The sequence below is a fragment of the Psychrobacter sp. APC 3279 genome, assembly GCF_030407795.1.
In the GTDB taxonomy this organism is placed as follows: domain Bacteria; phylum Pseudomonadota; class Gammaproteobacteria; order Pseudomonadales; family Moraxellaceae; genus Psychrobacter.
Genome location: NZ_JASDCR010000023.1, coordinates 1 through 22966, shown reverse-complemented (window position 1 = coordinate 22966; position 22966 = coordinate 1). Strand labels below are relative to the sequence as shown.

The 22966-nt window shown below is 41.3% G+C and carries 35 protein-coding genes and 2 pseudogenes; 30 read left to right on the top strand and 7 right to left on the bottom strand.

The genetic code is table 11. The features are described 5' to 3' along the window. Positions 1-8: 8 nt before the first annotated feature. The 30 genes from QL898_RS12190 (at position 9) to rplQ (ending at position 16931) form a co-directional block, all read left to right on the top strand. Entirely contained in the window at positions 9-692 is a 684-nt protein-coding gene (locus QL898_RS12190; RefSeq protein WP_290177005.1) for a Maf family protein, read from the top strand. 120 nt (positions 693-812) lie between these two features. Further along, positions 813-2414 carry an Rne/Rng family ribonuclease gene (locus tag QL898_RS12185; protein ID WP_201548324.1) on the top strand — a complete coding sequence of 534 codons (1602 nt, stop codon included), beginning with the start codon at positions 813-815 and terminating at the stop codon, positions 2412-2414. A gap of 410 nt (positions 2415-2824) precedes the next feature. Further along, positions 2825-3136: a 30S ribosomal protein S10 gene (gene rpsJ / locus QL898_RS12180; RefSeq protein ID WP_010196670.1), complete on the top strand. Its 312-nt coding sequence runs from the start codon at positions 2825-2827 to the stop codon at positions 3134-3136. 49 nt (positions 3137-3185) lie between these two features. Further along, positions 3186-3824 (top strand): 50S ribosomal protein L3, encoded by a 639-nt coding sequence (rplC, locus tag QL898_RS12175; protein WP_057758696.1) that lies wholly within the window; start codon positions 3186-3188, stop codon positions 3822-3824. Positions 3825-3838: 14 nt separating this feature from the next. Further along, positions 3839-4441, top strand: a complete 603-nt coding sequence (gene rplD, locus QL898_RS12170) for a 50S ribosomal protein L4 (RefSeq protein WP_057758698.1) — start codon at positions 3839-3841, stop codon at positions 4439-4441. After that, entirely contained in the window at positions 4438-4788 is a 351-nt protein-coding gene (gene rplW / locus QL898_RS12165; protein ID WP_057758700.1) for a 50S ribosomal protein L23, read from the top strand. Before rplD ends, rplW begins: the two co-directional genes overlap by 4 nt. Positions 4789-4799: 11 nt before the next feature. Continuing rightward, the gene (gene rplB / locus QL898_RS12160) at positions 4800-5627 is read left to right on the top strand and encodes a 50S ribosomal protein L2 (RefSeq protein ID WP_057758702.1); all 828 of its coding nucleotides are present in this window, start codon (positions 4800-4802) and stop codon (positions 5625-5627) included. A 12-nt stretch (positions 5628-5639) separates the two neighbouring features. Then, positions 5640-5915 (top strand): 30S ribosomal protein S19, encoded by a 276-nt coding sequence (gene rpsS / locus QL898_RS12155; protein ID WP_010196682.1) that lies wholly within the window; start codon positions 5640-5642, stop codon positions 5913-5915. Positions 5916-5925: 10 nt separating this feature from the next. Then, entirely contained in the window at positions 5926-6255 is a 330-nt protein-coding gene (gene rplV, locus QL898_RS12150; RefSeq protein ID WP_021813373.1) for a 50S ribosomal protein L22, read from the top strand. 3 nt (positions 6256-6258) lie between these two features. Continuing rightward, positions 6259-6981: a 30S ribosomal protein S3 gene (rpsC, locus tag QL898_RS12145; protein ID WP_057758704.1), complete on the top strand. Its 723-nt coding sequence runs from the start codon at positions 6259-6261 to the stop codon at positions 6979-6981. 3 nt (positions 6982-6984) lie between these two features. After that, positions 6985-7398 (top strand): 50S ribosomal protein L16, encoded by a 414-nt coding sequence (gene rplP, locus QL898_RS12140; RefSeq protein WP_025644399.1) that lies wholly within the window; start codon positions 6985-6987, stop codon positions 7396-7398. Further along, entirely contained in the window at positions 7398-7595 is a 198-nt protein-coding gene (gene rpmC / locus QL898_RS12135; RefSeq protein ID WP_025644397.1) for a 50S ribosomal protein L29, read from the top strand. The genes rplP and rpmC overlap by 1 nt, the downstream gene beginning before the upstream one ends. Beyond that, on the top strand, positions 7592-7867 hold the full coding sequence (gene rpsQ, locus QL898_RS12130; protein WP_021813375.1) for a 30S ribosomal protein S17: 276 nt from the start codon (positions 7592-7594) through the stop codon (positions 7865-7867). Before rpmC ends, rpsQ begins: the two co-directional genes overlap by 4 nt. A 183-nt stretch (positions 7868-8050) precedes the next feature. Next, positions 8051-8419, top strand: coding sequence for a 50S ribosomal protein L14 (gene rplN, locus QL898_RS12125; protein ID WP_010196702.1), 369 nt, complete (start codon positions 8051-8053; stop codon positions 8417-8419). Positions 8420-8427: 8 nt separating this feature from the next. After that, entirely contained in the window at positions 8428-8745 is a 318-nt protein-coding gene (gene rplX / locus QL898_RS12120) for a 50S ribosomal protein L24 (protein ID WP_011279796.1), read from the top strand. Positions 8746-8766: 21 nt separating this feature from the next. Further along, positions 8767-9303 carry a 50S ribosomal protein L5 gene (rplE, locus tag QL898_RS12115; protein ID WP_057758706.1) on the top strand — a complete coding sequence of 179 codons (537 nt, stop codon included), beginning with the start codon at positions 8767-8769 and terminating at the stop codon, positions 9301-9303. A 12-nt stretch (positions 9304-9315) separates the two neighbouring features. After that, complete coding sequence (gene rpsN, locus QL898_RS12110) at positions 9316-9621, top strand: 30S ribosomal protein S14 (RefSeq protein ID WP_010196705.1); 306 nt, start codon at positions 9316-9318, stop codon at positions 9619-9621. Positions 9622-9632: 11 nt separating this feature from the next. After that, the gene (rpsH, locus tag QL898_RS12105) at positions 9633-10031 is read left to right on the top strand and encodes a 30S ribosomal protein S8 (RefSeq protein WP_057758708.1); all 399 of its coding nucleotides are present in this window, start codon (positions 9633-9635) and stop codon (positions 10029-10031) included. A gap of 176 nt (positions 10032-10207) precedes the next feature. Continuing rightward, positions 10208-10741, top strand: a complete 534-nt coding sequence (gene rplF, locus QL898_RS12100) for a 50S ribosomal protein L6 (RefSeq protein ID WP_057758710.1) — start codon at positions 10208-10210, stop codon at positions 10739-10741. An 11-nt stretch (positions 10742-10752) separates the two neighbouring features. After that, positions 10753-11103, top strand: a complete 351-nt coding sequence (rplR, locus tag QL898_RS12095) for a 50S ribosomal protein L18 (RefSeq protein WP_057758713.1) — start codon at positions 10753-10755, stop codon at positions 11101-11103. A 2-nt stretch (positions 11104-11105) separates the two neighbouring features. Beyond that, positions 11106-11621, top strand: coding sequence for a 30S ribosomal protein S5 (rpsE, locus tag QL898_RS12090; RefSeq protein WP_057758716.1), 516 nt, complete (start codon positions 11106-11108; stop codon positions 11619-11621). A gap of 20 nt (positions 11622-11641) precedes the next feature. Then, positions 11642-11821, top strand: coding sequence for a 50S ribosomal protein L30 (gene rpmD, locus QL898_RS12085; protein WP_057758718.1), 180 nt, complete (start codon positions 11642-11644; stop codon positions 11819-11821). Next, on the top strand, positions 11821-12261 hold the full coding sequence (gene rplO / locus QL898_RS12080; RefSeq protein WP_057758719.1) for a 50S ribosomal protein L15: 441 nt from the start codon (positions 11821-11823) through the stop codon (positions 12259-12261). The genes rpmD and rplO overlap by 1 nt, the downstream gene beginning before the upstream one ends. Positions 12262-12280: 19 nt before the next feature. Next, positions 12281-13612, top strand: coding sequence for a preprotein translocase subunit SecY (gene secY / locus QL898_RS12075; RefSeq protein WP_166739245.1), 1332 nt, complete (start codon positions 12281-12283; stop codon positions 13610-13612). Between the two features lie 31 nt (positions 13613-13643). Then, positions 13644-13760 carry a 50S ribosomal protein L36 gene (gene rpmJ, locus QL898_RS12070; RefSeq protein ID WP_010196721.1) on the top strand — a complete coding sequence of 39 codons (117 nt, stop codon included), beginning with the start codon at positions 13644-13646 and terminating at the stop codon, positions 13758-13760. A 247-nt stretch (positions 13761-14007) separates the two neighbouring features. Further along, positions 14008-14364 carry a 30S ribosomal protein S13 gene (rpsM, locus tag QL898_RS12065; RefSeq protein WP_021813384.1) on the top strand — a complete coding sequence of 119 codons (357 nt, stop codon included), beginning with the start codon at positions 14008-14010 and terminating at the stop codon, positions 14362-14364. Positions 14365-14384: 20 nt separating this feature from the next. Further along, positions 14385-14774 (top strand): 30S ribosomal protein S11, encoded by a 390-nt coding sequence (gene rpsK / locus QL898_RS12060; protein WP_045454458.1) that lies wholly within the window; start codon positions 14385-14387, stop codon positions 14772-14774. 48 nt (positions 14775-14822) lie between these two features. Then, on the top strand, positions 14823-15464 hold the full coding sequence (gene rpsD, locus QL898_RS12055; RefSeq protein ID WP_201548323.1) for a 30S ribosomal protein S4: 642 nt from the start codon (positions 14823-14825) through the stop codon (positions 15462-15464). Positions 15465-15544: 80 nt separating this feature from the next. Then, positions 15545-16552: a DNA-directed RNA polymerase subunit alpha gene (gene rpoA / locus QL898_RS12050; protein ID WP_021813386.1), complete on the top strand. Its 1008-nt coding sequence runs from the start codon at positions 15545-15547 to the stop codon at positions 16550-16552. A gap of 19 nt (positions 16553-16571) precedes the next feature. After that, the gene (gene rplQ, locus QL898_RS12045; protein WP_021813387.1) at positions 16572-16931 is read left to right on the top strand and encodes a 50S ribosomal protein L17; all 360 of its coding nucleotides are present in this window, start codon (positions 16572-16574) and stop codon (positions 16929-16931) included. Between the two features lie 110 nt (positions 16932-17041). Here rplQ and QL898_RS12040 read toward each other — a convergent pair whose 3' ends face one another. From QL898_RS12040 to QL898_RS12010, 7 genes and pseudogenes are all read right to left on the bottom strand, one after another. Further along, on the bottom strand, positions 17042-17662 hold the full coding sequence (locus QL898_RS12040) for an L-threonylcarbamoyladenylate synthase (RefSeq protein WP_102077934.1): 621 nt from the start codon (positions 17660-17662) through the stop codon (positions 17042-17044). Between the two features lie 232 nt (positions 17663-17894). After that, positions 17895-18254: pseudogene (locus tag QL898_RS12035) on the bottom strand (elongation factor P hydroxylase); the annotation flags it as partial. A gap of 406 nt (positions 18255-18660) precedes the next feature. Beyond that, positions 18661-19158 (bottom strand): elongation factor P hydroxylase, encoded by a 498-nt coding sequence (locus tag QL898_RS12030; protein WP_057758727.1) that lies wholly within the window; start codon positions 19156-19158, stop codon positions 18661-18663. Between the two features lie 103 nt (positions 19159-19261). After that, positions 19262-19681, bottom strand: coding sequence for a hypothetical protein (locus QL898_RS12025; RefSeq protein ID WP_057758729.1), 420 nt, complete (start codon positions 19679-19681; stop codon positions 19262-19264). Between the two features lies 1 nt (position 19682). Next, positions 19683-21722 carry a hypothetical protein gene (locus QL898_RS12020; RefSeq protein WP_057758731.1) on the bottom strand — a complete coding sequence of 680 codons (2040 nt, stop codon included), beginning with the start codon at positions 21720-21722 and terminating at the stop codon, positions 19683-19685. Next, positions 21719-22855: a hypothetical protein gene (locus QL898_RS12015; RefSeq protein ID WP_290177000.1), complete on the bottom strand. Its 1137-nt coding sequence runs from the start codon at positions 22853-22855 to the stop codon at positions 21719-21721. The genes QL898_RS12020 and QL898_RS12015 overlap by 4 nt, the downstream gene beginning before the upstream one ends. Further along, positions 22852-22966, bottom strand: a pseudogene (locus QL898_RS12010) (IS5/IS1182 family transposase); the annotation flags it as partial. The gene QL898_RS12015 and the pseudogene QL898_RS12010, both read right to left, overlap by 4 nt.

Below are 22966 nucleotides of genomic sequence, written 5' to 3'. Positions count from 1 at the left end.
GAAAATCGATGGATATCGTTTTGGCATCTGGCTCTCCGCGTCGTCGTGAGCTACTAGAAAGAGCGCAATTAGATTTTACTATCTTAAGTGTAGATATCGACGAGACGCCGTTAGATAATGAGTCGCCAACAGACTATATCGAACGCATGGTCGCAACCAAAGCTGATGCCGCGATACAACAATCAAGCGACACCTCTCAAGCAAATCACGATAGCCTTACATCACCGTTTATTATTTTGACTTCTGATACCATTGGCGTGCTGTCAGATGGCAAGACAGTATTGGTCAAGCCCGTCGGTCGTGAGCACGCATATAGTATGTGGCAGCGTATGTCTGATAACGTCCACGAAGTATGGACTGCCGTTCAAGCGACTCAAGTACAGCCATTGCCTATAGCAGAACCAAGCCCATCAGAACCTACACAGTGCTTGCAAATTATTAACCAGCAGCGAATCACTGAACGTACGGAAGTGACTTTTATACCACTGACGACACAGATGATGAGCGACTACTGGAATAGTGGCGAACCTGCTGATAAAGCAGGTGGATATGGCATTCAAGGACTGGGTGCTACATGGGTCAGTCGTATTAATGGCAGCTATACCAATGTCGTTGGTCTGCCACTGGCACAAACACTGGCACTAATCAAAGAAATGACAGAAGGCAGTATGGACACAGTCAACCCGTTATAATGGGATATGCACATAATGACACGGTAGGGTAATGGGCAAGAGCAAGTCGCATTTGTTACACTGTCAATCTAATAGGCGATGACCGTCTAATAAGAAAGCTGAGAGATAAGAGAAAAAACTATGTCCGAAGAGCTGCTGATTAATATTAGTCCAATGGAATCCCGTGTTGCGGTTTTAGACAATGGTATTTTGGGCGAGATTTATATTGAACGACATCACAAACTGGGGTTGGTCGGCAATATCTATCTGGGGACGGTCGTACGTGTCCTTCCTGGTATGCAGGCAGCCTTCGTAGATATTGGTCAATCACGGACCGCATTTCTACATGTCAACGATATGCAGCGTGAACCACGCCCCGTTGCAGAAAAAAACAAAGCGGCTAAGGCCACTAAGCACGAGATAAATGAGGACGATGCGACTACCAATGCTGCTGCTGATAGCTTGGCTGTGACACCGCCTATTGTCAGTGCGCAAAGCACAGAAATAGTACCAGCGTCTAAAACATTGATTCAGCATCGCCTACATGAAAGTCAGCGTATTTTGGTACAGGTAACCAAAGATCAGTTAGGGAGCAAAGGTGCTCGTCTAACGACCAACATCTCACTACCATCACGTTATCTAGTATATTTGCCATCGAGTGATCATATTGGTATATCGCAGCGTATTGATGGCGAAGAAGAGCGTAGCCGATTAAAGAATGAGCTTAGTAGCCTAATGCAAACGGTCAATCTAAAAGGTGGACTGATTGCCCGTACCGCTGCTGAGCGTGTGCCTGTCGATAAGCTAGAAGAGGACATCTATTACCTATTGCAGCTGTGGCGTACTATCTGTGCTCGTCGCCAAGAGATTAATCATCATCAGAGCTCAGAGCTGATCTATCAAGAACTGTCATTACCATTACGTTCTATCCGTGACTTGGTTCACGCTGATACTGAAAAAGTCATCATTGATAATACGCAGATTTATGAGCAAGTCAGATACTTTGCCAAAGAGTTTGTTCCATTCGTCTATGATCGAATTGTGCATTACACTGCAGAGCAGTCGCTATTTGATGTACACCGTGTCGAGGACGACTTGCGTGATGCATTAAAACGCCGTGTCGATCTAAAATCTGGCGGTTATCTGATTATTGATCAGACGGAAGCAATGACCACGATTGATGTTAACACAGGCTCTTTTGTGGGCGGTCGCTCATTAGAGGATACGGTCTATAAGACTAATCTAGAAGCCACACATGCTATCGCCCGTCAGCTACGACTACGTAATCTAGGCGGCATTATTATTCTAGATTTTATCGATATGCTTGAGCAGCAGCATAAAGATGACGTGCTTGAGAGCTTACAGGCGCAGCTTACTCAAGATTATGCAAAAACAAAGATTACGCAGGTTAGTGAGCTTGGACTGGTAGAGATGACACGTAAGCGCACGCGTGAATCATTAGGCCAACAGCTTTGTGAGCCGTGCTCGACTTGCCAAGGACGAGGGTTTGTTAAAACCGCAGAAACCGTTTGCTTTGAGATTTTCCGTGAGATTATGCGCTGCGCACGCACTTATAATTCTCCCAAAAAGTTCACAGTGGTGGCTCATGCGGCAGTCATTGACTTACTGCTTACGACAGAGTCAGACACAGTGGCCGATTTAGAGTATTTACTGGGTAGGGTGATTACTTTTGATGTAGAGAACCTATATACCCAAGAGCAGTATGATATTGTTTTAGATTAATTTTATTCAAAACAAATGATAGTTCTAGATGAAAATGTTTGTATGGTTAGTAACCAGTCTAAGAAGGAGCATCTCTAATGATACTAGAGATTGCTCTTGCAATACCTAAAATACTATGTATAATATACACCACTGAATTATATATGCGCAGCTGAATAAAAAAAGCTGGCGCTATGACAGCTAGAGCATCGTTTCTAGCACTATTTCATTATGCCTTTGCTACTTTCCAATTAATAGGAGGGTTGGCGGGGCTTTAAACTATTTTGCTTTTGGCACGCTATAAGTTCGGATAAAGAACTCATTCTGGTTAAGAACAGAAGGCCGCTTTAAGTGAATATTTAACCAAACTGCTTTTGATCATGGTCTTGCGACGCAAGAATGACAAAGGCACATATTAGGAGCTTGCTGGCATGGCTAACCAGAGAATCCGTATCCGTCTTAAGTCTTTTGATCATCGTCTGATTGATCAATCTGCACAAGAGATTGTTGATACTGCAAAGCGCACCGGTGCGCAAGTTTGTGGTCCTGTACCGTTGCCGACTCGCATTGAGCGCTTCAACGTTCTAACCTCACCACACGTTAACAAAGACGCTCGTGACCAGTACGAAATCCGTACTCATAAGCGTATGGTTGATATCGTTCAGCCAACTGACAAAACTGTGGATGCGCTAATGAAATTAGATTTAGCGGCGGGTGTTGACGTTCAAATTGCTTTGGGTTAATGCACATTAAACACCCAACCCATTAATATAAGATATAAAGAGGTCTAAAATGGCGATCGGTTTAGTCGGTAAAAAGTGCGGCATGACCCGTGTCTTCACTGAAACAGGCGCATCTATCCCTGTAACAGTTGTTGAGGTCGATGCAAACCGCATTACTCAAGTAAAAAATACTGATGTAGATGGTTATCAAGCCATCCAAATTACCACAGGTACTCGTCGTGACAGCCGCGTAACAGCTGCACAAAAGGGTCACTTCGCTAAAGCTGGTGTTAAAGCTGGCCGTGGTGTTTGGGAATTCCGTGCCAACGAAAGCGATCTTGAAGGTCGTGAGATTGGTGGCGAGATTCTAGCTGACTTGTTCGAACAAGGTCAGATGGTTGATGTGACAGGACAGAGCAAAGGTAAAGGTTTCCAAGGCCCTGTTAAGCGTCACAACTTTAGTATGCAAGATGCTACTCATGGTAACTCAGTGTCTCATCGTGCGCATGGTTCAACTGGTCAAAACCAGTCACCAGGTAAAGTATTCAAAGGCAAGAAGATGGCGGGTCAGATGGGTAACAAACGTGTTACCGTTCAAGGCCTAGAAGTGATTTCGGTTGATGCCGAAAAAGGGTTACTTGTCATCAAGGGTGCTATCCCAGGTGCCACCGGTGGCGATGTTATCGTACGTCCGTCAGTCAAAGCCTAAGCAAGGGGATTAACGTGGATTTAAAAACAGTTACAGGTGCGGCGGTTGAGCTTTCTGATACGGCATTTGGTCGTGAATTCAACGAAGCACTAGTGCATCAAGTCGTCACCGCTTATTTAGCTGGTGCTCGCCAAGGTACACGCGCACAAAAAACACGTGCCGAAGTTTCTGGCGGTGGTATTAAGCCATGGCGCCAAAAAGGTACTGGTCGCGCTCGTGCGGGTTCTATTCGTAGCCCAATCTGGCGTTCAGGTGGTCGTGCATTCGCTGCAAAACCACAAGATTGGTCACAGAAAGTAAACCGTAAAATGTATCGCGGTGCGATGCAGTGCATCCTAGCAGAATTGATTCGTCAAGAGCGTCTGATTTTGGTAGAAGAGTTGAGCGTTTCTGGGCCGAAAACCAAAGAACTGATTGCTAAGTTGAACGATTTGAATGCACCTCGTGCACTAATCGTTACTAAAGAAGTTGATGAAAACTTATACTTAGCTGCTCGCAACATTCCACACGTCAATGTACTTGGTACAAATGAAGTGGACCCAGTGAGCTTGATCGCATTTGATAAAGTGATCATGTCAGTTGAAGCTGCGAAACAATTTGAGGAAGCACTAGCATGAATAACGCAAGACTTTATCAGGTCTTAAGAGGGCCTGTATTCTCAGAAAAATCTCAAATGCTTGGCGACTCACTTGGTGTGCAGGTATTTAAAATTGATTCTAATGCTACTAAGCTTGAAGTCAAGAAAGCAGTTGAGTTGATGTTTGAAGGTGTTGAAGTTACTAAAGTAAACACTTTGAATGTTAAAGGTAAGACAAAGCGTTTTGGTAAAAGCATCGGCCGTCGTAACGACTACAAAAAAGCCTATGTTACCTTAAAAGCTGGTCAAGATGTACAAATGGCTGATGCTGGTGAAGAAGTAGCGAATACTACTGATTCTACTAGTGAAACAGCGAATAACGAATAAGGATTACACTCATGCCTATCGTAAGAGCAAAGCCAACATCACCAGGCCGTCGTTTTGTTGAAAAAGTAGTGCATCCACACCTGTACAAAGGTCGTCCGTTTGCAGCACTTCTAGAATCAAAAAGCAAGTCAGGTGGTCGTAACAATAATGGCCGCATTACTACTCGTCACATTGGCGGTGGTCATAAGCAACATTATCGCATTATCGATTTCAAACGTACTAAAGACAATATCCCAGCAACGGTAGAGCGTATCGAATACGATCCTAACCGTACTGCTCATATTGCTCTACTTAAGTATGCTGATGGCGAACGTCGTTACATTATCGCTGCTAAAAAACAAGTAGTTGGTGATACAGTAATGTCAGGCGAGACTTCTCCAATTCGTCCAGGTAACTGCTTACCGCTAAAAAACATCCCATTGGGTACTGTGATTCACAATATCGAGCTTAAAATCGGTAAAGGTGCACAGATGGCTCGTTCTGCGGGTGCTAGCGTTCAGTTACTAGGTCGTGACGGTGTTTATGCTATTCTACGTATGCGTTCTGGCGAAACTCGCCGTGTACACGTAAATTGCCGCGCTGTTATTGGTGAAGTTTCTAACACTGAAAACAACTTGAAATCACTTGGTAAAGCCGGTGCTTCACGTTGGCGTGGTGTTCGTCCTTCTGTTCGTGGTGTCGCTATGAACCCGGTTGATCACCCACACGGTGGTGGTGAAGGTCGTAACAAAGGTCGCCATCCAACCAGCCCTTGGGGTCAGAAGTCTAAAGGACTTAAAACGCGTCACAATAAGCGTACTGACAACATGATCATCCGCCGTCGCGCCAAGAAGAAATAAAGGAAGAATTTCATGCCTCGTTCATTGAAAAAAGGTCCATTCATAGACGCGCACTTGTTTGCTAAAGTTGAGAATGCATTAGACACCAACTCACGCAAGCCAATTAAGACTTGGTCGCGCCGCTCGATGATTCTGCCACAAATGGTTGGCCTAACTTTATCTGTTCACAACGGCCGTACTCATGTACCGGTTATCGTGAGCGAGCAGATGGTTGGTCATAAACTAGGTGAATTTGCCCCGACTCGTACGTATCGTGGTCACGGCATTGACAAAAAAGCTAAGAGATAAGGTGCTTACCATGGAAGTAACTGCAAAATTACGCGGTGCCGCCATATCGGCACAAAAAGTTAGACTCGTTGCTGATGAAGTTCGTGGCAAATCTATTGAGCGTGCTTTGGATATCCTAACGTATAGCAATAAAAAAGGCGCTGTGTTTGTTAAGAAATGCCTTAACTCAGCCATCGCCAATGCCGAACATAATCACGGCTTAGATATTGACGACCTAAAAGTCGCTACTATCTATGTTGATGAAGGCATTACGCTAAAACGTATCCTACCACGTGCCAAAGGCCGTGCTGATCGTATCAGCAAGCGTACTTGTCACATCACTATAAAGGTAGGAGAATAAGTTATGGGTCAAAAAGTACATCCAATCGGAATTCGTCTTGGTGTTGTAAAAAAGCATAACGCAAACTGGTATGCTAACCCTAAACAATACTCAGAATACCTAATCAACGACATTCAAGTTCGTGAATATCTACGCAAAAAGCTAGACAACGCTATGATCAGCAACATCATGATCGAGCGTCCTACTGGCGCTGCTAAGATTACCATCGCCACTGCGCGTCCTGGTATTGTTATCGGTAAGAAAGGCGAAGATATCGAAAGACTTCAAAAAGAATTGACCAAAATTATGGGCGTACCTGCTCAGGTCAACATTGAAGAAATCACGTCACCTGACCTTGATGCACGTTTGGTAGCAGACGGCATTGGTAGCCAGCTTGAGCGTCGTGTTATGTTCCGTCGTGCGATGAAACGCGCGGTACAGAACAGCATGCGTTCTGGTGCTAAAGGTATCAAGGTTGAGCTGTCTGGCCGTCTAGGCGGTGCTGAGATTGCTCGTAGTGAATGGTACCGTGAAGGTCGTGTGCCATTGCATACACTCCGTGCTGATATTGACTACTCGTCAATTCGTGCAGAGACAACTTACGGCACCATCGGTGTTAAAGTTTGGATTTTCCGTGGCGAAATCCTTGACGGTATGAACAGTGTATATAATCCCGTCAAAGAAGAGCAGACTCGTGCGCCAAAACGCCGTGGTCGTGGAAACCGTCGAAACTCAGACAGAGGTTAAACTATGTTACAGCCAAAACGTACCAAGTTTCGTAAAATGCACAAAGGTCGTAACACTGGGCTAGCTCATCGTGGAAGCACCGTTGCATTCGGACAAATTGGTCTAAAATCATTGACGCGTGGTCGTATGACAGCTCGTCAAATCGAAGCAGCACGTCGTACCATCACTCGTAAAATTAAGCGTGGCGGTAAGATTTGGATTCGTGTATTCCCTGACAAACCAATTACCAACAAACCATTAGAAGTACGTATGGGTAAAGGTAAAGGTCCAGTAGAATATTGGGTATGCGAAATCAAACCTGGTAAAGTGCTATATGAAATTGAAGGGGTATCTGAAGAGCTTGCTCGTGATGCATTAACGCTCGCTGCAGCAAAATTGCCCTTTAAAACTACCATTGTTAAGCGGACGATAATGTAATGAAGATCAGTGAATTACGTGATAAATCATTAGAAGAACTGACCCAGTTACTTGATGAAAAGCAACTTGATGCTTTCCGTATTCGTATGGCTAAAGCAACTGGTCAGTTGGGTAATACCCATGAAGTTAGAGCCAATCGTCGCACGATTGCCCAGCTTCAGACTTTGATTAACGAGAAACAACGAGGCGACTCATGAGCGATAACAATCAAACAGCTACCAATGCTAGCGTATTGACAGGACGAGTTGTCAGCGACAAGATGGACAAGTCCATCACAGTTTTGATTGAGCGTCTGGTTCGTCATCCTTTGTATGGCAAGCAGCTTCGTCGTTCTACGAAAATCAAAGCTCATGATGAGAATAACGTTTGCCAACAAGGCGACCTTGTCCGCATCAAAGAAACGCGTCCAATCTCAAAAACTAAGTCTTGGACTTTAGTTGATGTGGTTGAAAAAGTAGAAAAAATCTAAGTAAATTGCATTAAAAGCCAGAAGCTGTTAAAATAGCCGCCTTTTTAAGGATGCTGATTGCGCCGAGCGTATATCACTCACATTAAGAGTAAGTCGCGGTTATTTATATTAAAATGCCGTCCTACTCATTCTGTGCTAGCGGCAGCAACTGGTTTTTATTGCTCATACGTGTGGAGTAACGCTATGATTCAGGTTGAGTCAATGCTGGAAGTTGCAGACAATAGCGGTGCAAGGCGAGTTCAGTGCATTAAAGTACTGGGTGGTTCTCATCGTCGTTATGCATCAGTTGGCGACATTATTAAAGTAACGGTTAAAGAAGCCATTCCTCGTGGTCGTGTTAAAAAAGGCGACGTGATGAATGCAGTAGTTGTACGTACCAAAAAAGGCGTTCGTCGTCCAGATGGTTCTGTGTTACGTTTTGACGACAATGCTGCGGTATTGTTGAACCAAAACAAAGCGCCGATTGCAACTCGTATTTTTGGACCGGTAACTCGTGAACTACGTGGTGATCAGTTTATGAAAATTGTATCACTAGCACCAGAAGTATTGTGAGGTAATCCATGTCAAAATTACGTAAAGGCGATACAGTTATCGTGATTGCTGGGAAAGACAAAGGCAAGCAAGGTACTGTACAAGCTGTAAAAAACGATCGTATTAAAGTTGAAGGCATTAATATTGTTACTAAACACCAGAAGCCAAATCAGGCAACTGGCGTTGAAGGTGGCATTCTTAAGCAAGAAGCTTTTCTGCATATCTCAAATGTCGCAATCTTAAATGCGCAAACCCAAAAAGCAGACCGTATTACTTATCAGTTTGGCGAAGACGGCAAGAAACAACGCGTCTATCGTTCAAACGGTGAAGTAGTGGCGACTGCGTAAGACACTAAGGGTGTAATGGTAATGGCAAGATTAAAATCTTTATATAACGATAAATTAAAGCAGCAAATCAAAGAAGATCTTGGTTTGGACAATGTGATGCAAGTGCCTAAAATCACTAAAATCACACTTAACATGGGTGTAGGCGGCGCGTCTCAAGACAAGAAATTGTTGGAAGGTGCTGTAGCTGATATGACTGCGATTGCTGGTCAAAAACCTGTTGTCACCAAAGCGCGTAAATCAGTTGCTGGCTTTAAGATTCGTGAAGAATGGCCAATTGGCTGTAAAGTAACGCTACGCGGTGAGCAAATGTACGAATTTTTAGATCGTCTCGTTGCCATTGCAATTCCTCGTATTCGTGATTTCCGCGGTTTTTCACCTAAAGCCTTTGACGGACGTGGTAACTACTCATTGGGTATCAAAGAACAAATCGTATTCCCAGAAGTAGATTTTGACAAGATTGATCGTATCCGTGGTATGGATGTGACAATCACCACGTCAGCTCAATCTGATGAAGAAGGTCGTGCGTTGCTTAAAGCATTCGGCTTCCCATTTAAATAAGGTAAAGACGTTATGGCAAAGAAGAGCATGATTAACCGCGAATTAAAGCGCGAAAAAATGGTTGCTAAATATGCTGAAAAGCGTATCAAGCTAAAAGAAACTATCAGTGATATGACTGCAAGTGACGAAACTCGTATGGAAGCGATGTTAGAGCTACAAGCTCTTCCACGCAACTCATCACCAGTACGTCTGCGTAATCGTTGTGCTATCACCGGTCGTCCTCACGGTTACTTCCGCAAGTTTGGCTTGTCACGCAATATGCTGCGTGAGCGTGTCATGCAAGGCGATGTGCCTGGTGTTCGTAAAGCAAGCTGGTAAGGAGTAACTATATGAGTATGCAAGATACCGTTGGGGATATGCTAACCCGTATCCGTAACGCACAAATGGCTAACAAAGTATCGGTAGCAATGCCGAGCTCTAAATTACGTAAATCAATTGCTGATTTGCTAGTTAGCGAAGGTTATGTGGCAAGCGCCGTTGTTACTGAGCAAGAAAACAACAAAGCAACCCTTACTATTGAATTGAAATACTTCGAAGGCCGTGCTGTCATCGAAACTATTCAACGTTATAGCCGTCCTGGTTTACGCCAGTTCCGCGGTAAAGACGAAATCCCTACTGTTAAGCAAGGTATGGGTGTTGCTATCGTATCTACTAGCCAAGGTATCATGAGCGATCGTGCTGCACGCGCTGCTGGTATCGGTGGTGAAATCGTCGCATTTGTAGCGTAAGCTATACGACGATGAAGTCTATTTGATGGTTGTTAGGCTTCTATTGATTGAGTAATATTAAATTATTTTGAATTGATAGATGTCTAACACAGTCAACTATGCTAAACTAACACGCTTTTTAGCCTGTTAGTTTTTTCGCTAATATAAAGAAGTTAAATTTTTTAAGGAATATTCCTATGTCTCGTGTGGCTAAAGCCCCAGTGACGCTGCCAAACGGCGTAAGCGTTACTTTGAACGATCGGCAGGTCGAAGTTAAAGGCAAGAACGGTTCTATGTCTTTACGCCTGCATGAATTGGTCGAGCTGAAACAGGAAGATGATGCTATCATTTTCTCACCTACAGTCGATTCAAAAGAAGCTATGATGCACACTGGCACCATGCGCGCTCTTGTTAACAACTATGTTACTGGCGTAAATGAAGGCTTTGAAAGACGTCTTCAGTTGATTGGTGTTGGTTATCGCGCGCAAGTTACTGGTAACAAGGTAACCTTGAACGTTGGTTATTCTCATCCAGTAGAGTATACGTTACCTGAAGGTGTATCAGCTGAAACACCAACGCAAACTGAAATTGTTTTGAAATCAAACAATAAACAGCAGCTTGGTCAAGCAGCCGCCAACATCCGTGGTTTCCGCCCACCTGAGCCTTATAAAGGTAAAGGTATTCGTTATAGTGACGAGCATGTGATTCGCAAAGAAGCTAAGAAAAAATAAGGTGAGTTGAAATGTTTGATAAAAAAGCAGCTCGTCTGCGTCGAGCTAAGAAAACACGCGCGCATATCCGTTTCTTAGGCGTTCATCGCTTAACGGTTAACCGCACGTCAAAACATATTTATGCCCAGATTATCTCTCCAAATGGTGGTGAAGTGATTGCTCAGGCATCTACCTTAGACAGCAGCTTGCGTTCAGGCGCGACTGGTAATGCTGATTCAGCAACGTCTGTAGGCCAAATGATCGCAGAACGCGCAAAAGCAGCTGGCATTACTAAAGTTGCCTTTGACCGTAGTGGTTTCAAATATCATGGTCGAGTTAAAGCTTTAGCAGAAGCTGCTCGCGAAAACGGATTGGAGTTTTAATCATGGCTAGAAATGATAAAAATGATAAAAATGAACAGACTGACGGTCTAGTAGAACGCTTAGTTACCGTTGATCGCGTAGCGAAAGTTGTTAAAGGTGGTCGTATTTTCTCTTTCACTGCATTGACTGTAGTGGGCGATGGCAATGGTCGTGTAGGTTTTGGTCGCGGTAAAGCACGTGAAGTGCCAGCTGCTATCCAAAAAGCACTAGAAGCTGCCAAACGTAATATGATTACTGTTGAGCTAAATGATGCAACTTTGCATCATCCAATCAAAGCACGTCATGGTGCTAGTAAAGTCTACATGCAACCTGCATCTGAAGGTACTGGCGTAATCGCTGGTGGCGCAATGCGTGCTGTATTAGAAGTTGCTGGTGTCAAAGATGTTTTGACTAAATGTTATGGTTCTACCAATACTGCTAACGTTGTTCGCGCAACGTTTAACGGTTTACGTGATATGTCAACTCCAGAGAAGATGGCAGCTAAACGTGGTAAATCTGTAGACGAAATCTTGGGTTAACTTAGACTAGGTGAGTTACGATGAAAAAAATGAAAGTCACTCAATTTAAATCGGGTGCCCATCGCCTAAAGAGCCACAAAGCGAGCTTGAAAGGATTGGGTTTACGCCGTATTAATCATACTGTAGTAGTAGAAGATACTCCTTCGACTCGTGGTATGGTCAATCGCGTTAACTACATGGTAAAAGTGGAGGAAGCGTAATGGGTCTTAGATTAAATGAATTATCACCAGGTGTTGGCGCAAAGAAAACTGCCCAACGTCGTGGTCGTGGTATCGGTTCAGGTCTTGGTAAGACTGGTGGTCGTGGTGTAAAAGGTCAGAAATCTCGTTCAGGTTCTAGCATTCGCTCAGGATTTGAAGGTGGTCAGATGCCTTTATATCGCCGTCTACCAAAATTTGGTTTTACCAGTAAACTGGCTATGAAGACTGCTGAAGTACGTCTTTCTGAACTGAATAAAATTGAAGGCGATGTAGTTAGCCTTGAAACACTTAAAGCTGCTAACCTTATCCGTCACGATATGAAACGTGCTCGTGTAATGCTATCAGGCGAAGTCACTAAAGCTTATACTTTCAAAGGTATTAAAGTGACTAAAGGTGCTAAGCAAGCTATCGAAGCTGCTGGTGGTAGCATCGAGGAGTAGTAACGTGTCAAAACAATCAATGTCATCGGCTGGTATACCGCTTAATCCATTCGCATTTATACGTAAGTATGATGAGTTATGGACGCGTTTATTATTTTTAATCGGCGCATTGATTGTTTATCGTTTAGGGTCACATATTCCAGTTCCGGGTATCAACCCAGTTAACTTGGCTGATCTGTTTTCGCGCAACGAAAACACCATTTTGAGCATGTTTAATATGTTCTCAGGTGGTGCGCTAGAGCGTATGTCTATCATGGCACTTGGCATTATGCCATATATCTCAGCATCGATTATCGTACAGATGATGTCTGCAGTATTGCCATCGCTTGAAGCCCTCAAAAAAGAAGGTGAAGCGGGACGACGCAAGCTAAACAAGTATACCCGTCAGGGAACACTTGCTTTAGCACTAGTACAGTCATTAGGAATGTGTGCCGGCTTAATCAGCCAAAACCTTACTTTATCTACTGGTCTTACCTTTTATATTCCAGCTGTTACTTCTTTAGTAGCAGGCGCAATGTTCTTAATGTGGCTTGGTGAGCAGATTACAGAGCGCGGCGTAGGTAATGGTATTTCAATGCTCATTTTTGCGAGTATTGTGGCTGGTACGCCAGGTATGATTTCGCAGTCTATTGAACAGGTCAATCAAGGTCAGATGAACTTGATTGTGCTATTTATTTTTGTACTGCTAGGTATCGCGGTTACTGCGGGTATCGTTTATATTGAACGTGCTCAACGCCGTGTTCCTGTGAACTATGCACAAAAACAGCAACAAGGCCGCAAAATTTATGCTCAGCAGCAATCACATTTGCCGCTTAAGCTAAATATGGCAGGGGTTATCCCCGCTATTTTTGCCAGTTCTTTGTTATTGTTTCCTGCAAGTTTAGGGCAGTGGGTTGGTCAATCGACTGATCCTACCTTTGTACAGAAAATACTTCAAAATATGGCATTGGTACTGTCTCCAGGACAGCCGCTATATTTAGTACTGTTTGGCGCAATGATTATCTTCTTCTGTTATTTTTATACGGCATTGGTATTTAGTCCGCGTGAAGTAGCAGAGAACCTTAAACGTAGTGGTGCGTATATCCCAGGTATTCGCCCAGGACAACAAACTCAGCGTTACCTCGATCATGTATTAAACCGACTGACCTTTATTGGCGCGATGTATATGACGGTTATTTGTTTAATGCCAATGGTCGTCCAGTCATCGTTTGGTGTGCCGTTTCAACTCGGTGGTACGTCTTTACTGATTATGGTGGTTGTGGTAATGGACTTCATCTCGCAGATTCAAGCGCATTTGATGACCCATCAATATCATGATCAGACGTTAATTCAATCGCCCACTCAACCTTAAATGAGCGGTACGATATTTCAAGGAGCATGCTATGAAAGTTCAAGCATCAGTTAAAAAGATTTGTGGTAGCTGTAAAGTTGTGCGCCGTAAAGGCCGTGTACATATTATTTGTACAGCAGAACCTCGCCACAAGCAACGTCAAGGTTAATCTTTAGTATTAGAAAACGTTTAGTTTTCACTGCTAATTAAATTAATACTTGAAAAATAACGGCGGATGCGATATCATCCGCCACTTGCCGTGTTTATACAAAATCTTTTATAATAGAATCGATGAGTAGACTTATAGTCAAAACATCGATAATGACTATAGAAGCTCTAGTATTAACAGCAACAAATCTGAAGAGTAAAGCCTTATCGCTAGATAACGCTTATTTTTCTTTAATGGAGAGAAATCAATGGCTCGTATTGCCGGCGTAAACATTCCGGATAATAAGCATGCTGTTATTTCACTAACTTACATCTTTGGTGTAGGTCGTACCACTGCTCAGAAAATCTTAGAAGCAGTTGGCATCGCCCCTACTACTAAAGTCAGTCAGTTAGATGATACACAGTTAGATGCTATCCGTGCACAAGTTGCAAACTACATGACTGAAGGTGACCTTCGTCGTGAAGTTTCAATGAATATTAAGCGTTTAGTTGATCTTGGTTGTTACCGTGGCATCCGCCATCGTCGTAACCTACCAGTTAGAGGTCAGAACACCAAGAACAACGCTCGTACTCGCAAGGGTCCGACACGTCCTCTCAAAAGATAATTAACTTAGGAAGCTAAAAGATGGCAAAAGACACTCGTAGTCGCAAAAAGGTGACTCGTCGTTCAGTATCGGAGGGCATCGCCCATATCCATGCGTCTTTTAATAACACCATTGTTACGATTACCGATCGTCAAGGTAATGCATTGGCTTGGGCCACTTCAGGTGGACAAGGCTTCCGTGGTTCACGTAAATCTACACCATTTGCAGCTCAGGTTGCAGCTGAAGTCGCTGGTAAAGCGGCTCAAGAATATGGTGTTAAGAATATCGACGTTTTGGTCAAAGGACCAGGACCGGGTCGTGAGTCTGCGGTAAGAGCACTAGGTGCATTGGGTTATAAAGTTAACAGCATCTCTGATGTAACCCCAATCCCACACAATGGTTGCCGTGCGCCGAAAAAGCGCCGCGTCTAATATTAAAGACGAAGCTTTTTATCCCAAAAGCTTATAGGAGACATAACAATGGCCCGTTATATTGGACCAAAACTTAAATTATCACGTCGTGAAGGCACTGACTTAAGTCTTAAGTCTGGCGTTAAACCGTATGACGTAAAAACGAAGAAAGCTGGTCGTCCACCAGGTCAACACGGTGTAAGCCGTAACAAGACCTCAGAATATGCTCTACAGTTGCGTGAAAAGCAAAAAGTTAAGCGTATCTACGGTGTATTAGAGCGTCAGTTTGCTAATTACTATAAAGAAGCTGCTCGTAAGCGCGGTGCTACTGGTGAAAACTTGTTAGCTATGCTTGAGAGTCGTCTAGATAACGTTGTATATCGCATGGGCTTTGGCTCAACTCGCGCAGAAGCACGTCAGCTAGTCAGTCATCGTACTGTTATGGTAAAAAAAGCTGGCCGTGATGAGTTTGTTCGTGTGAATATTCCTTCAATTCAGCTTCAAGATGGTGATGTCATCGCTATCCAAGAGAAATCTCGCGAACAGCTACGTATTAAAAACGCTATCGAATTAGCGACACAACGTGGTATTCCAGAATGGCTTGATGTTGACCACAGCAAACTACAAGGCACGTTTAAACATGCGCCTGATCGTATTGATCTACCTGCTGAAATCAACGAAAGCTTGATCGTTGAGCTATACTCTAAGTAATGACGTAATGCTCAATGTTATGAAAATGGCATTGAGCAATTAACGTTAATTAAACCAGTTTAATAAATCGAGGTGACATCATGATGCTAAATGCAACTGAGTTTCTAACGCCGAATGCCATTAATGTGGATACGGTTAACGAAACGATTGCGAAAGTCACGCTCGAACCGTTAGAACGCGGCTTTGGGCATACCCTAGGTAATGCTCTACGTCGCATCTTGTTATCTTCATTACCTGGTGCTGCAGTCATTGAAGCTGAGATTGATGGTGTTGACCATGAATACTCAACGCTTGAAGGCCTGCAAGAAGACGTACTTGATTTGCTTTTGAACCTAAAAGGCTTAGCAATTACGCTTCATGACCAAAATGAAGTATTTTTGACCTTGGATAAACAAGGTCCAGGCACTATTACTGCTGCAGACATCGCGTTGCCGCACAATGTTGACATCATCAATCCAGAATTGGTCTTGGGTACATTGAGCGATCGTGGTCATCTTAAGATGCGTTTGCGTGTAGTGATGGGTCGTGGATATGAGCCAGCAAACCAGCGCCGTGAAGATGGTGATACTAAAGCAATTGGACGCTTAAAGCTTGATGCAAGTTTTAGTCCTGTGCTTCGTGTTGCTTATCAGGTTGAGAACGCTCGTGTAGAGCAGCGTACTGATCTTGATCGTCTTATCATTGAGCTTGAAACTAATGGCACTATAGATCCAGAAGAAGCAATTCGTAAAGCAGCCACTATTTTACAACAACAGATTTCTATCTTTGTTGACCTAGAAGCTGAAGAAGCGCCTGAGCCTGTGAAAGAGAAAGAAGAGGTTGATCCGGTGCTATTACGCCCTGTGGACGATCTTGAACTAACGGTTCGCTCAGCCAACTGCTTGAAAGCTGAAAACATTTACTATATCGGTGATTTGGTACAGCGTTCAGAGACTGAACTTCTAAAAACCCCAAATCTTGGTAAGAAATCATTGACAGAAATCAAGGACGTATTAGCGTCTAAAGATTTAGAGCTCGGTATGCGCCTAGATAACTGGCCACCAGCTGATTTACGTGTTGATGATCGCTTTTCTTATCGTAGCCGTTAAACTTTAAGGATTTTTGACTATGCGCCATCGTAAGAGTGGAGTCAAGCTGGGTCGTACCGGCAGTCATCGTAAGGCAATGTTTCAGAACATGACTAACTCATTATTTGAGCATGAACTGATCAAAACAACTTTACCAAAAGCTAAAGAACTACGTCGCGTTGCCGAGCCATTGATCACTATGGCTAAAGAAGACAGCGTTGCTAACCGTCGTTTAGCATTCAGCCGTATGCGTAGCAAAGCTATGGTAGGCAAATTATTTGGCACGTTAGGTCCTCGTTACCAGACGCGTCCAGGTGGTTATTTGCGTATCGTAAAATGCGGTTACCGTGATGGTGACAATGCGCCAATGGCTTATGTAGAATTGGTTGATCGTGACTAGTTTTACACCTAAGACATATTCCATAAAAAAGCTCCAATTCAATTGGAGCTTTTTTTTGTCTTAAATTTGACTAAATATACTAGTAGCTGTTTAAAGCAATAATTAGCTGTTTAAAGTAATAACGAATCGACATTGGCCGCACCTTGCCTGATAACTTCAGGAACGCTGCTAGTCATATCCACGATAGTAGTAAGCTTGGTTGTCTTTATACCTGCATTGATGAGACCGTCGATTTGATTGCCTAGCAAATCTTCAATCTCAAATGGGTCATCCAAAATATCGTCTCGATTAGGCAAAATCAGTGAGCTGGTTAAGATAGGTTCATCCATCGCTTCTAATAATGCTTGAGCAATGGGGTTACTAGGTACACGAATACCAATGGTTTTTTTCTTTGCATGCGCCAGTTTTTTCGGTACGTCTTTGGTGGCAGTAAGAATAAAAGTAATTGGGGCAGGGGTGTGGGCTTTCAGCTGTTTAAATTGCACATTATCAACTGTTGCATAATTGGCAATTTCGCTTAGGTCGCGGCACAGCAAGGTAAATTGATGCTTATCATCGAGTTCACGGATTTGCTTAAGCTTAGCTAGGGCATCCTTTGCACCCAAACGGCAACCAAAAGCGTAACTGGTATCAGTTGGGTAAATGATTAATTGATCTCTGCGCAATAGGTCAGCGGCTTGCTCAATGAGACGTGGCTGCGGATTATCGGGATGAATATAGAAGACTTCCATATTGGTTCCTTATTTTATAATTATTGGTTTTTAATTGAGACAAATTTTTCATTAATTAGATTTAGTTCAATTACTAGATATATTAGAAAAACTATTCTAGAACTAAAGCAGATCGATATCTTCAAAATACCACTTCAGTTATCAGTATAGCTCAAAGTAGATATAAGTTTAGTGGCAAGGCGTTACCAACCGTAGAAAATCGTTAATAAGTAGGAATACTTAGTAATTTAAACTAAGCGCTGATCTCAGATGAAGAAGTGCAAGCGCTAAGTAACGCAATCAGCAAAGTCTTAGCGTCACGCGGCAGAGTATTAGGTTTGGCTATATAGCTTTGGACTTGCTGATAGACATCACTAGCAAATGTGCTACTACTGGTGTCGAAGTCGGCAAACAAATTATCTTGTGAGACTTGGAAGTTTCGTCCACACGCCAAGGTAAATAGACACTCTAATGCTTGAGGTTTGATTTCTACACGCTCAAATGCCTGCTGCTGCGCCGCTGATCGTCCATCTGGAGCATACCAGTAGCCAAAGTCAGATAGTTGTCTACGAGTGTCACCAGCTACACACCAATGACTGATTTCTAGTAAACTCTTAACTATAAATGTACATTACTAAGTTATTGATTGATAAAGAAGTAATTGTAATGATGTAAAATCAGCTTCTTGATAAAAAAATGTACAATATTCCTCATAAAAGGAGATATTGTACATTAAGTGAGTCATTGGAATTATCACTTTTCAAAGCACTAAGAAGCTTATATTAGCCGTGTATATACAATCGAGACATATCAATATTTTATTTTTGATGAATAGATCGGGACTTTTTGTTGGTTCTTCTCTTAGTAGATATTCTTTGTTTTTTCAATAAAATTGGGAAGGCTAGAATATTTACTATAGTTATCATCGGCTGAATAGTAGCCTGATGAATATACTTCACATGACTGCTTTGAAATTTTAAAATTAAGTAAGTATGAATTTGCAATATGTAGTTAATAAACTAATTATCCCTTAACGTAGAAAAATCTGTATGCATTAATGTTTCTAAAGCTATTCTAGCCGTAGGAGGAGGATTCGTAATCATCTCTTGATAATTAACTTCTAAGTTTTTTAGAAACACCTCTGATATCGGTCGACCTGAAAAATCATCAAAGCTAGGTGAAAAATGTATACCTATAGCTTCACACATAGCCTTTTCTAAGCCTTGAGGTCTTGCTTCAACCAATTGAAATAGCTCTTGCTCTTCACTTGTTCTACCACATTCAGTATACCAGTAACCATAGTCATCTAATTTGCGTCGTTTTTGCCCTGCCAAACAGTAATGAGCAATTTCATGTAATAGGCTTCTTGGGTAGTTTTCTTTAAAAAAGATCTTCGCATTTGTATCTGCTTTTGGCGCTTCATAGTAGGGTTCATCTACTCCACCAATTATGGTTAGAGTAGGAAAAAGATGTTCAAATAAAATTTTTAGTTTGTTACACAAATGATCGTCATTCATAGGAATACTTTTAAGGCATCTTAATAGCCGTAATATGAGAAATAAAGCTTTAGAGAGGCTTTATTCATAGATTGTATTTGAGCTAAACAGGAACAAGATTAAGCTATTTATTAGATCTTTTCACTAATCTTATATGTGGAGAATCTGCTAACTCTCTTTGAAGTTCAAAATTCTGTCTTAGAATGTTAAGATAATCTTGCATTATAATGTCATATTCTTCTTTTATCATGTCGTATTTCAAATTAGCTTTGATTTTGAGCTCTTTTTCATGTTTTAACTTAGTAGAAGTATTAGGTTTTTCTTGAGCACGATTTTTGCGTTCTTCTTCCGCTTTTGTTATTGCTTCGCAAAGTTCTGGATATCTCTCATTACGGACATACCCTTTTCCTTTACCTGCCTCTCTACCTACAGCGTCTCTAGTAAACTTAAACCGTGATGACTTTGTATTGACAATTTTGGCTGTACCATCTTGTAGACGATTCAAAGCATCCCAATAAGCCTGTTCTGCCTGGCTAGTTTTCATGTTATTTCTCTTGATTTACTTCTAATACTGAAAGAAGACTGTCTATTTTTTTAATACTCACTTCGTATTCATGATGAACACGCTTTGGAATATCTAAAGTGAGTTGAGACTTATAAAAATCTTTAGTTTGTAGCAAAATACTTTTGGATTCTGGTGAAAACACCGCATTTTCACAGCTAATACAAGCAGATGCCAATACACCAGCACCTTTATCACAAGGTTTAATAGACATACATCCGCCAACTAAAGTAGATCGATAACGAATTTTGCCATTTTTGACTGCTTTCTTAGTACTATTTCTATTATCTAAGAACTTAGGAAGCTTATTCTCTACTTTTCTTTTTTGTAGATTTTTACCAGCTGCACCAGTTAGTGTCACCCTGCTATCTAACAATTCATGCAAATTATCTGACTCTACTCTTGCTTGGGCCTCCTGCCATTCCTTTTGCATAGCTTTGACTTCAGGGCCGTTGCCTAAAATATTTATCGCTCTAGAGTTTGAGTCCGTGTAATAGACTGTCATCATCATGCTTATATGTTTTAGCTGGGATTTAAGAGTAGGATATGAAACATAACCACTAGAAGCAGCATACACGGCTAAGGAGCGTCTAAACTGATGAAAGCCTAAAGGCCAAGGCTTACCTAATTTAATATTATTAGATATTTCATCGCCGTATAAAAATTGACTGACTTCCTTTAAGTCTTGTTCTGAAATTAATAAGTGCTCTGATGACATTATTTTTTGAATGAGGTTGCTATTTAAGGCAGTTGTTGCATAATCAAAATGCGGATGAGGCTTTCCAGATTTCCCATTTTCAATTGAAAAAAACAACGGTAACTTACTCTCATCTTCTGCCACCTGACTCTTATTAGCAGACCAGTTCAAAGCTCCTTGAGTGATAAATTTAGCTGCTTCAAAAGCTTCTTCAACAATTGAACCTGTTACCCATTTTGTAAATCTTGGTACTCCATTACTTTCCAATTTTGTTGTAGTTGACCATACTACAGGTATATTCCCAGTATCGGAATGAATATGTCTTAGCCCGTTGAAAGGGATAGATAGTAATTCATTTTTACGCATACCTGTAAACGCAGCTATAACAAAAGCGCTTTTCATCTGTATTTGACCTAAGCTGATTGTTAAACTTAACCAATTAGCATTCTTGATGATGTTTAAATCTGTTAATTCTGCTAAAATCTTAGTTAGCTTTGTATCTGTCTTCAAAGCAGTTTGCCAATAAAATCTGATTAAGCTTTTTTGTGATTTAGTAAGCTTACTCATAGGTACACTCTGATCTAATCTTAATGCTTCATCTCTTACTTTAGTACGTGCAGAAAAAACATATGAGATCTGCTCAGCGTGCTTATTAAAAACCTGCAAACTTTCAATGGTATCTTTTAGCAGGTTCTGATAAATACGTGAAGGAATGATCATGGTTTGAAGACTTTGAGAAGTCTCAGGGAAAGATTTTCTAGTCTTTCTTAGTTTGCTTGAAAATTCTTTTGAAGGTTGCATGTTACACCAAAAATTACTTTGATTTAAAACAGATGCTGTATCAATAAATCTTTGTATCTTGCCTAAATGCAAACCTATTTGTTTCTCCGTCGAACTATTAGTTACTAGGAAGTCGATTGCACTACTGTCAGTAAATATATTATTAAAGTCAATATTATTGTTTACACAGTAACTAATTAGGAAGGATATAGCGACTATATCACTATTCAATTTTGACATAGAACATCCATTCATCTCACAATTCCAATTGAGAGTAAATACCTTCAAAAACTTAACTGCTGATTTGAATTTTTTGCCGTCGGTATTAATAGATGAGGATAGGTTCCGAATTTTAGTTCTAAAATTAATAGTTCTATGTGAATTGCTAGTAGCACTATAGTCCCAAATATCATCAGAGAATAATGATAAAGCATCTCCACTCTTGGAAAGCGTTACAATCAAACCAGATGATGGGTTTTCGATTAGGTCTTTAGATATTGGTTGTATCTCTTTAACGAGGGGTTCACGCATCATTGTCTTGGTCATAAACTTAAGCTTTTTCTGTTAGATTCTGAGGCTACAGTGAGAAAATTTATATGCTCATCCCAATACTCATTATAAATTTGCATTTTTATTTTTTGTTCAGCATCATCAACGAGTTCAATTACTCTATTATCTTTTCCTTTAAGAATATTGATAATCTCGTCAATTCTAAATAGTGATGGTTCTATAGAGAGAAGATGATATTCAGGATCATCACGAATCATAGAAGACTTTAGTAGAGCCTCCTTCAAACTTAATAGTTTATGTATATCTTCAAAATCTATATGAATTGCAAAAAATTCACAGAACAAACAACTTTCAAATGTAGCACAGGAAGGGTTGGGGGCTTCATTATTAAAGCCCAATGCCTTAACAGGATCATTATCTGATAGGTTAGAACAAGATCCTGCTGGTATTTTCTCCGTATCATAGTTAGTTGAAGTCTTGATAGATATAGTTTGTTCATTAGTTCGATTAGACCTAAGAACTGCGGTAATCATTTTTTCGTGATAATGATTCATCTCTATTGCTTGAGACTCAATATCGATCGAAGTGTAAGATTTAGCTACTGTAGTTAAAGAGTTATTCAACTTCCTAGCTACTAATGACAAATTTCCTTTAGAATGTTTTATGTAGTATTCCGCACATAGGTTTCTAATGTCTCTAGCAGTAACCCTTTTAACCCCTTTAAAAAGTGGAGTATTGTCGTCAATAGAACTGACAGAGCTACGTGCAAAACGCTTTAATTGACGATGTTCTCCAATACGCATAAACAAGTATTCTTGACAGTCTCCAGGAAGATGAAGGTTATCAACCCACTCTCTAAGTTTCAAATACTGTATGAGATAACGTTTTAAGTGAGAAGGAGCGGAAAATTCAATCTGTCTACCTGCTCGATATTTATGTTTTTTAGCAAAAGTTGATAAGCCAAGGTTTTCCAAATTTAAATCAGATATTTTCAAATCAAGTGTGGGTTGTATATTAGCAGCAGTGAAAGAAAGGTAAATGTAATAAAAGCAATATGTACATAGGTTATAAGCATAAATTTTTCTAGAGTCTAAATTCTCATTGATCCATGTATTTCTGTTGTTTATTAATGTGTTTTTATAGAAATCTTTCTTAGGGCGTGTCTTCAATTCATCTTACAATGAACGATAGTACACGCCAGATAAAGCATTGACTTAAAATTACGCGCTAACTTCTCATAGCGAGTGGCGATACTACGAAAGTGTTTAAGCCTTGCAAAC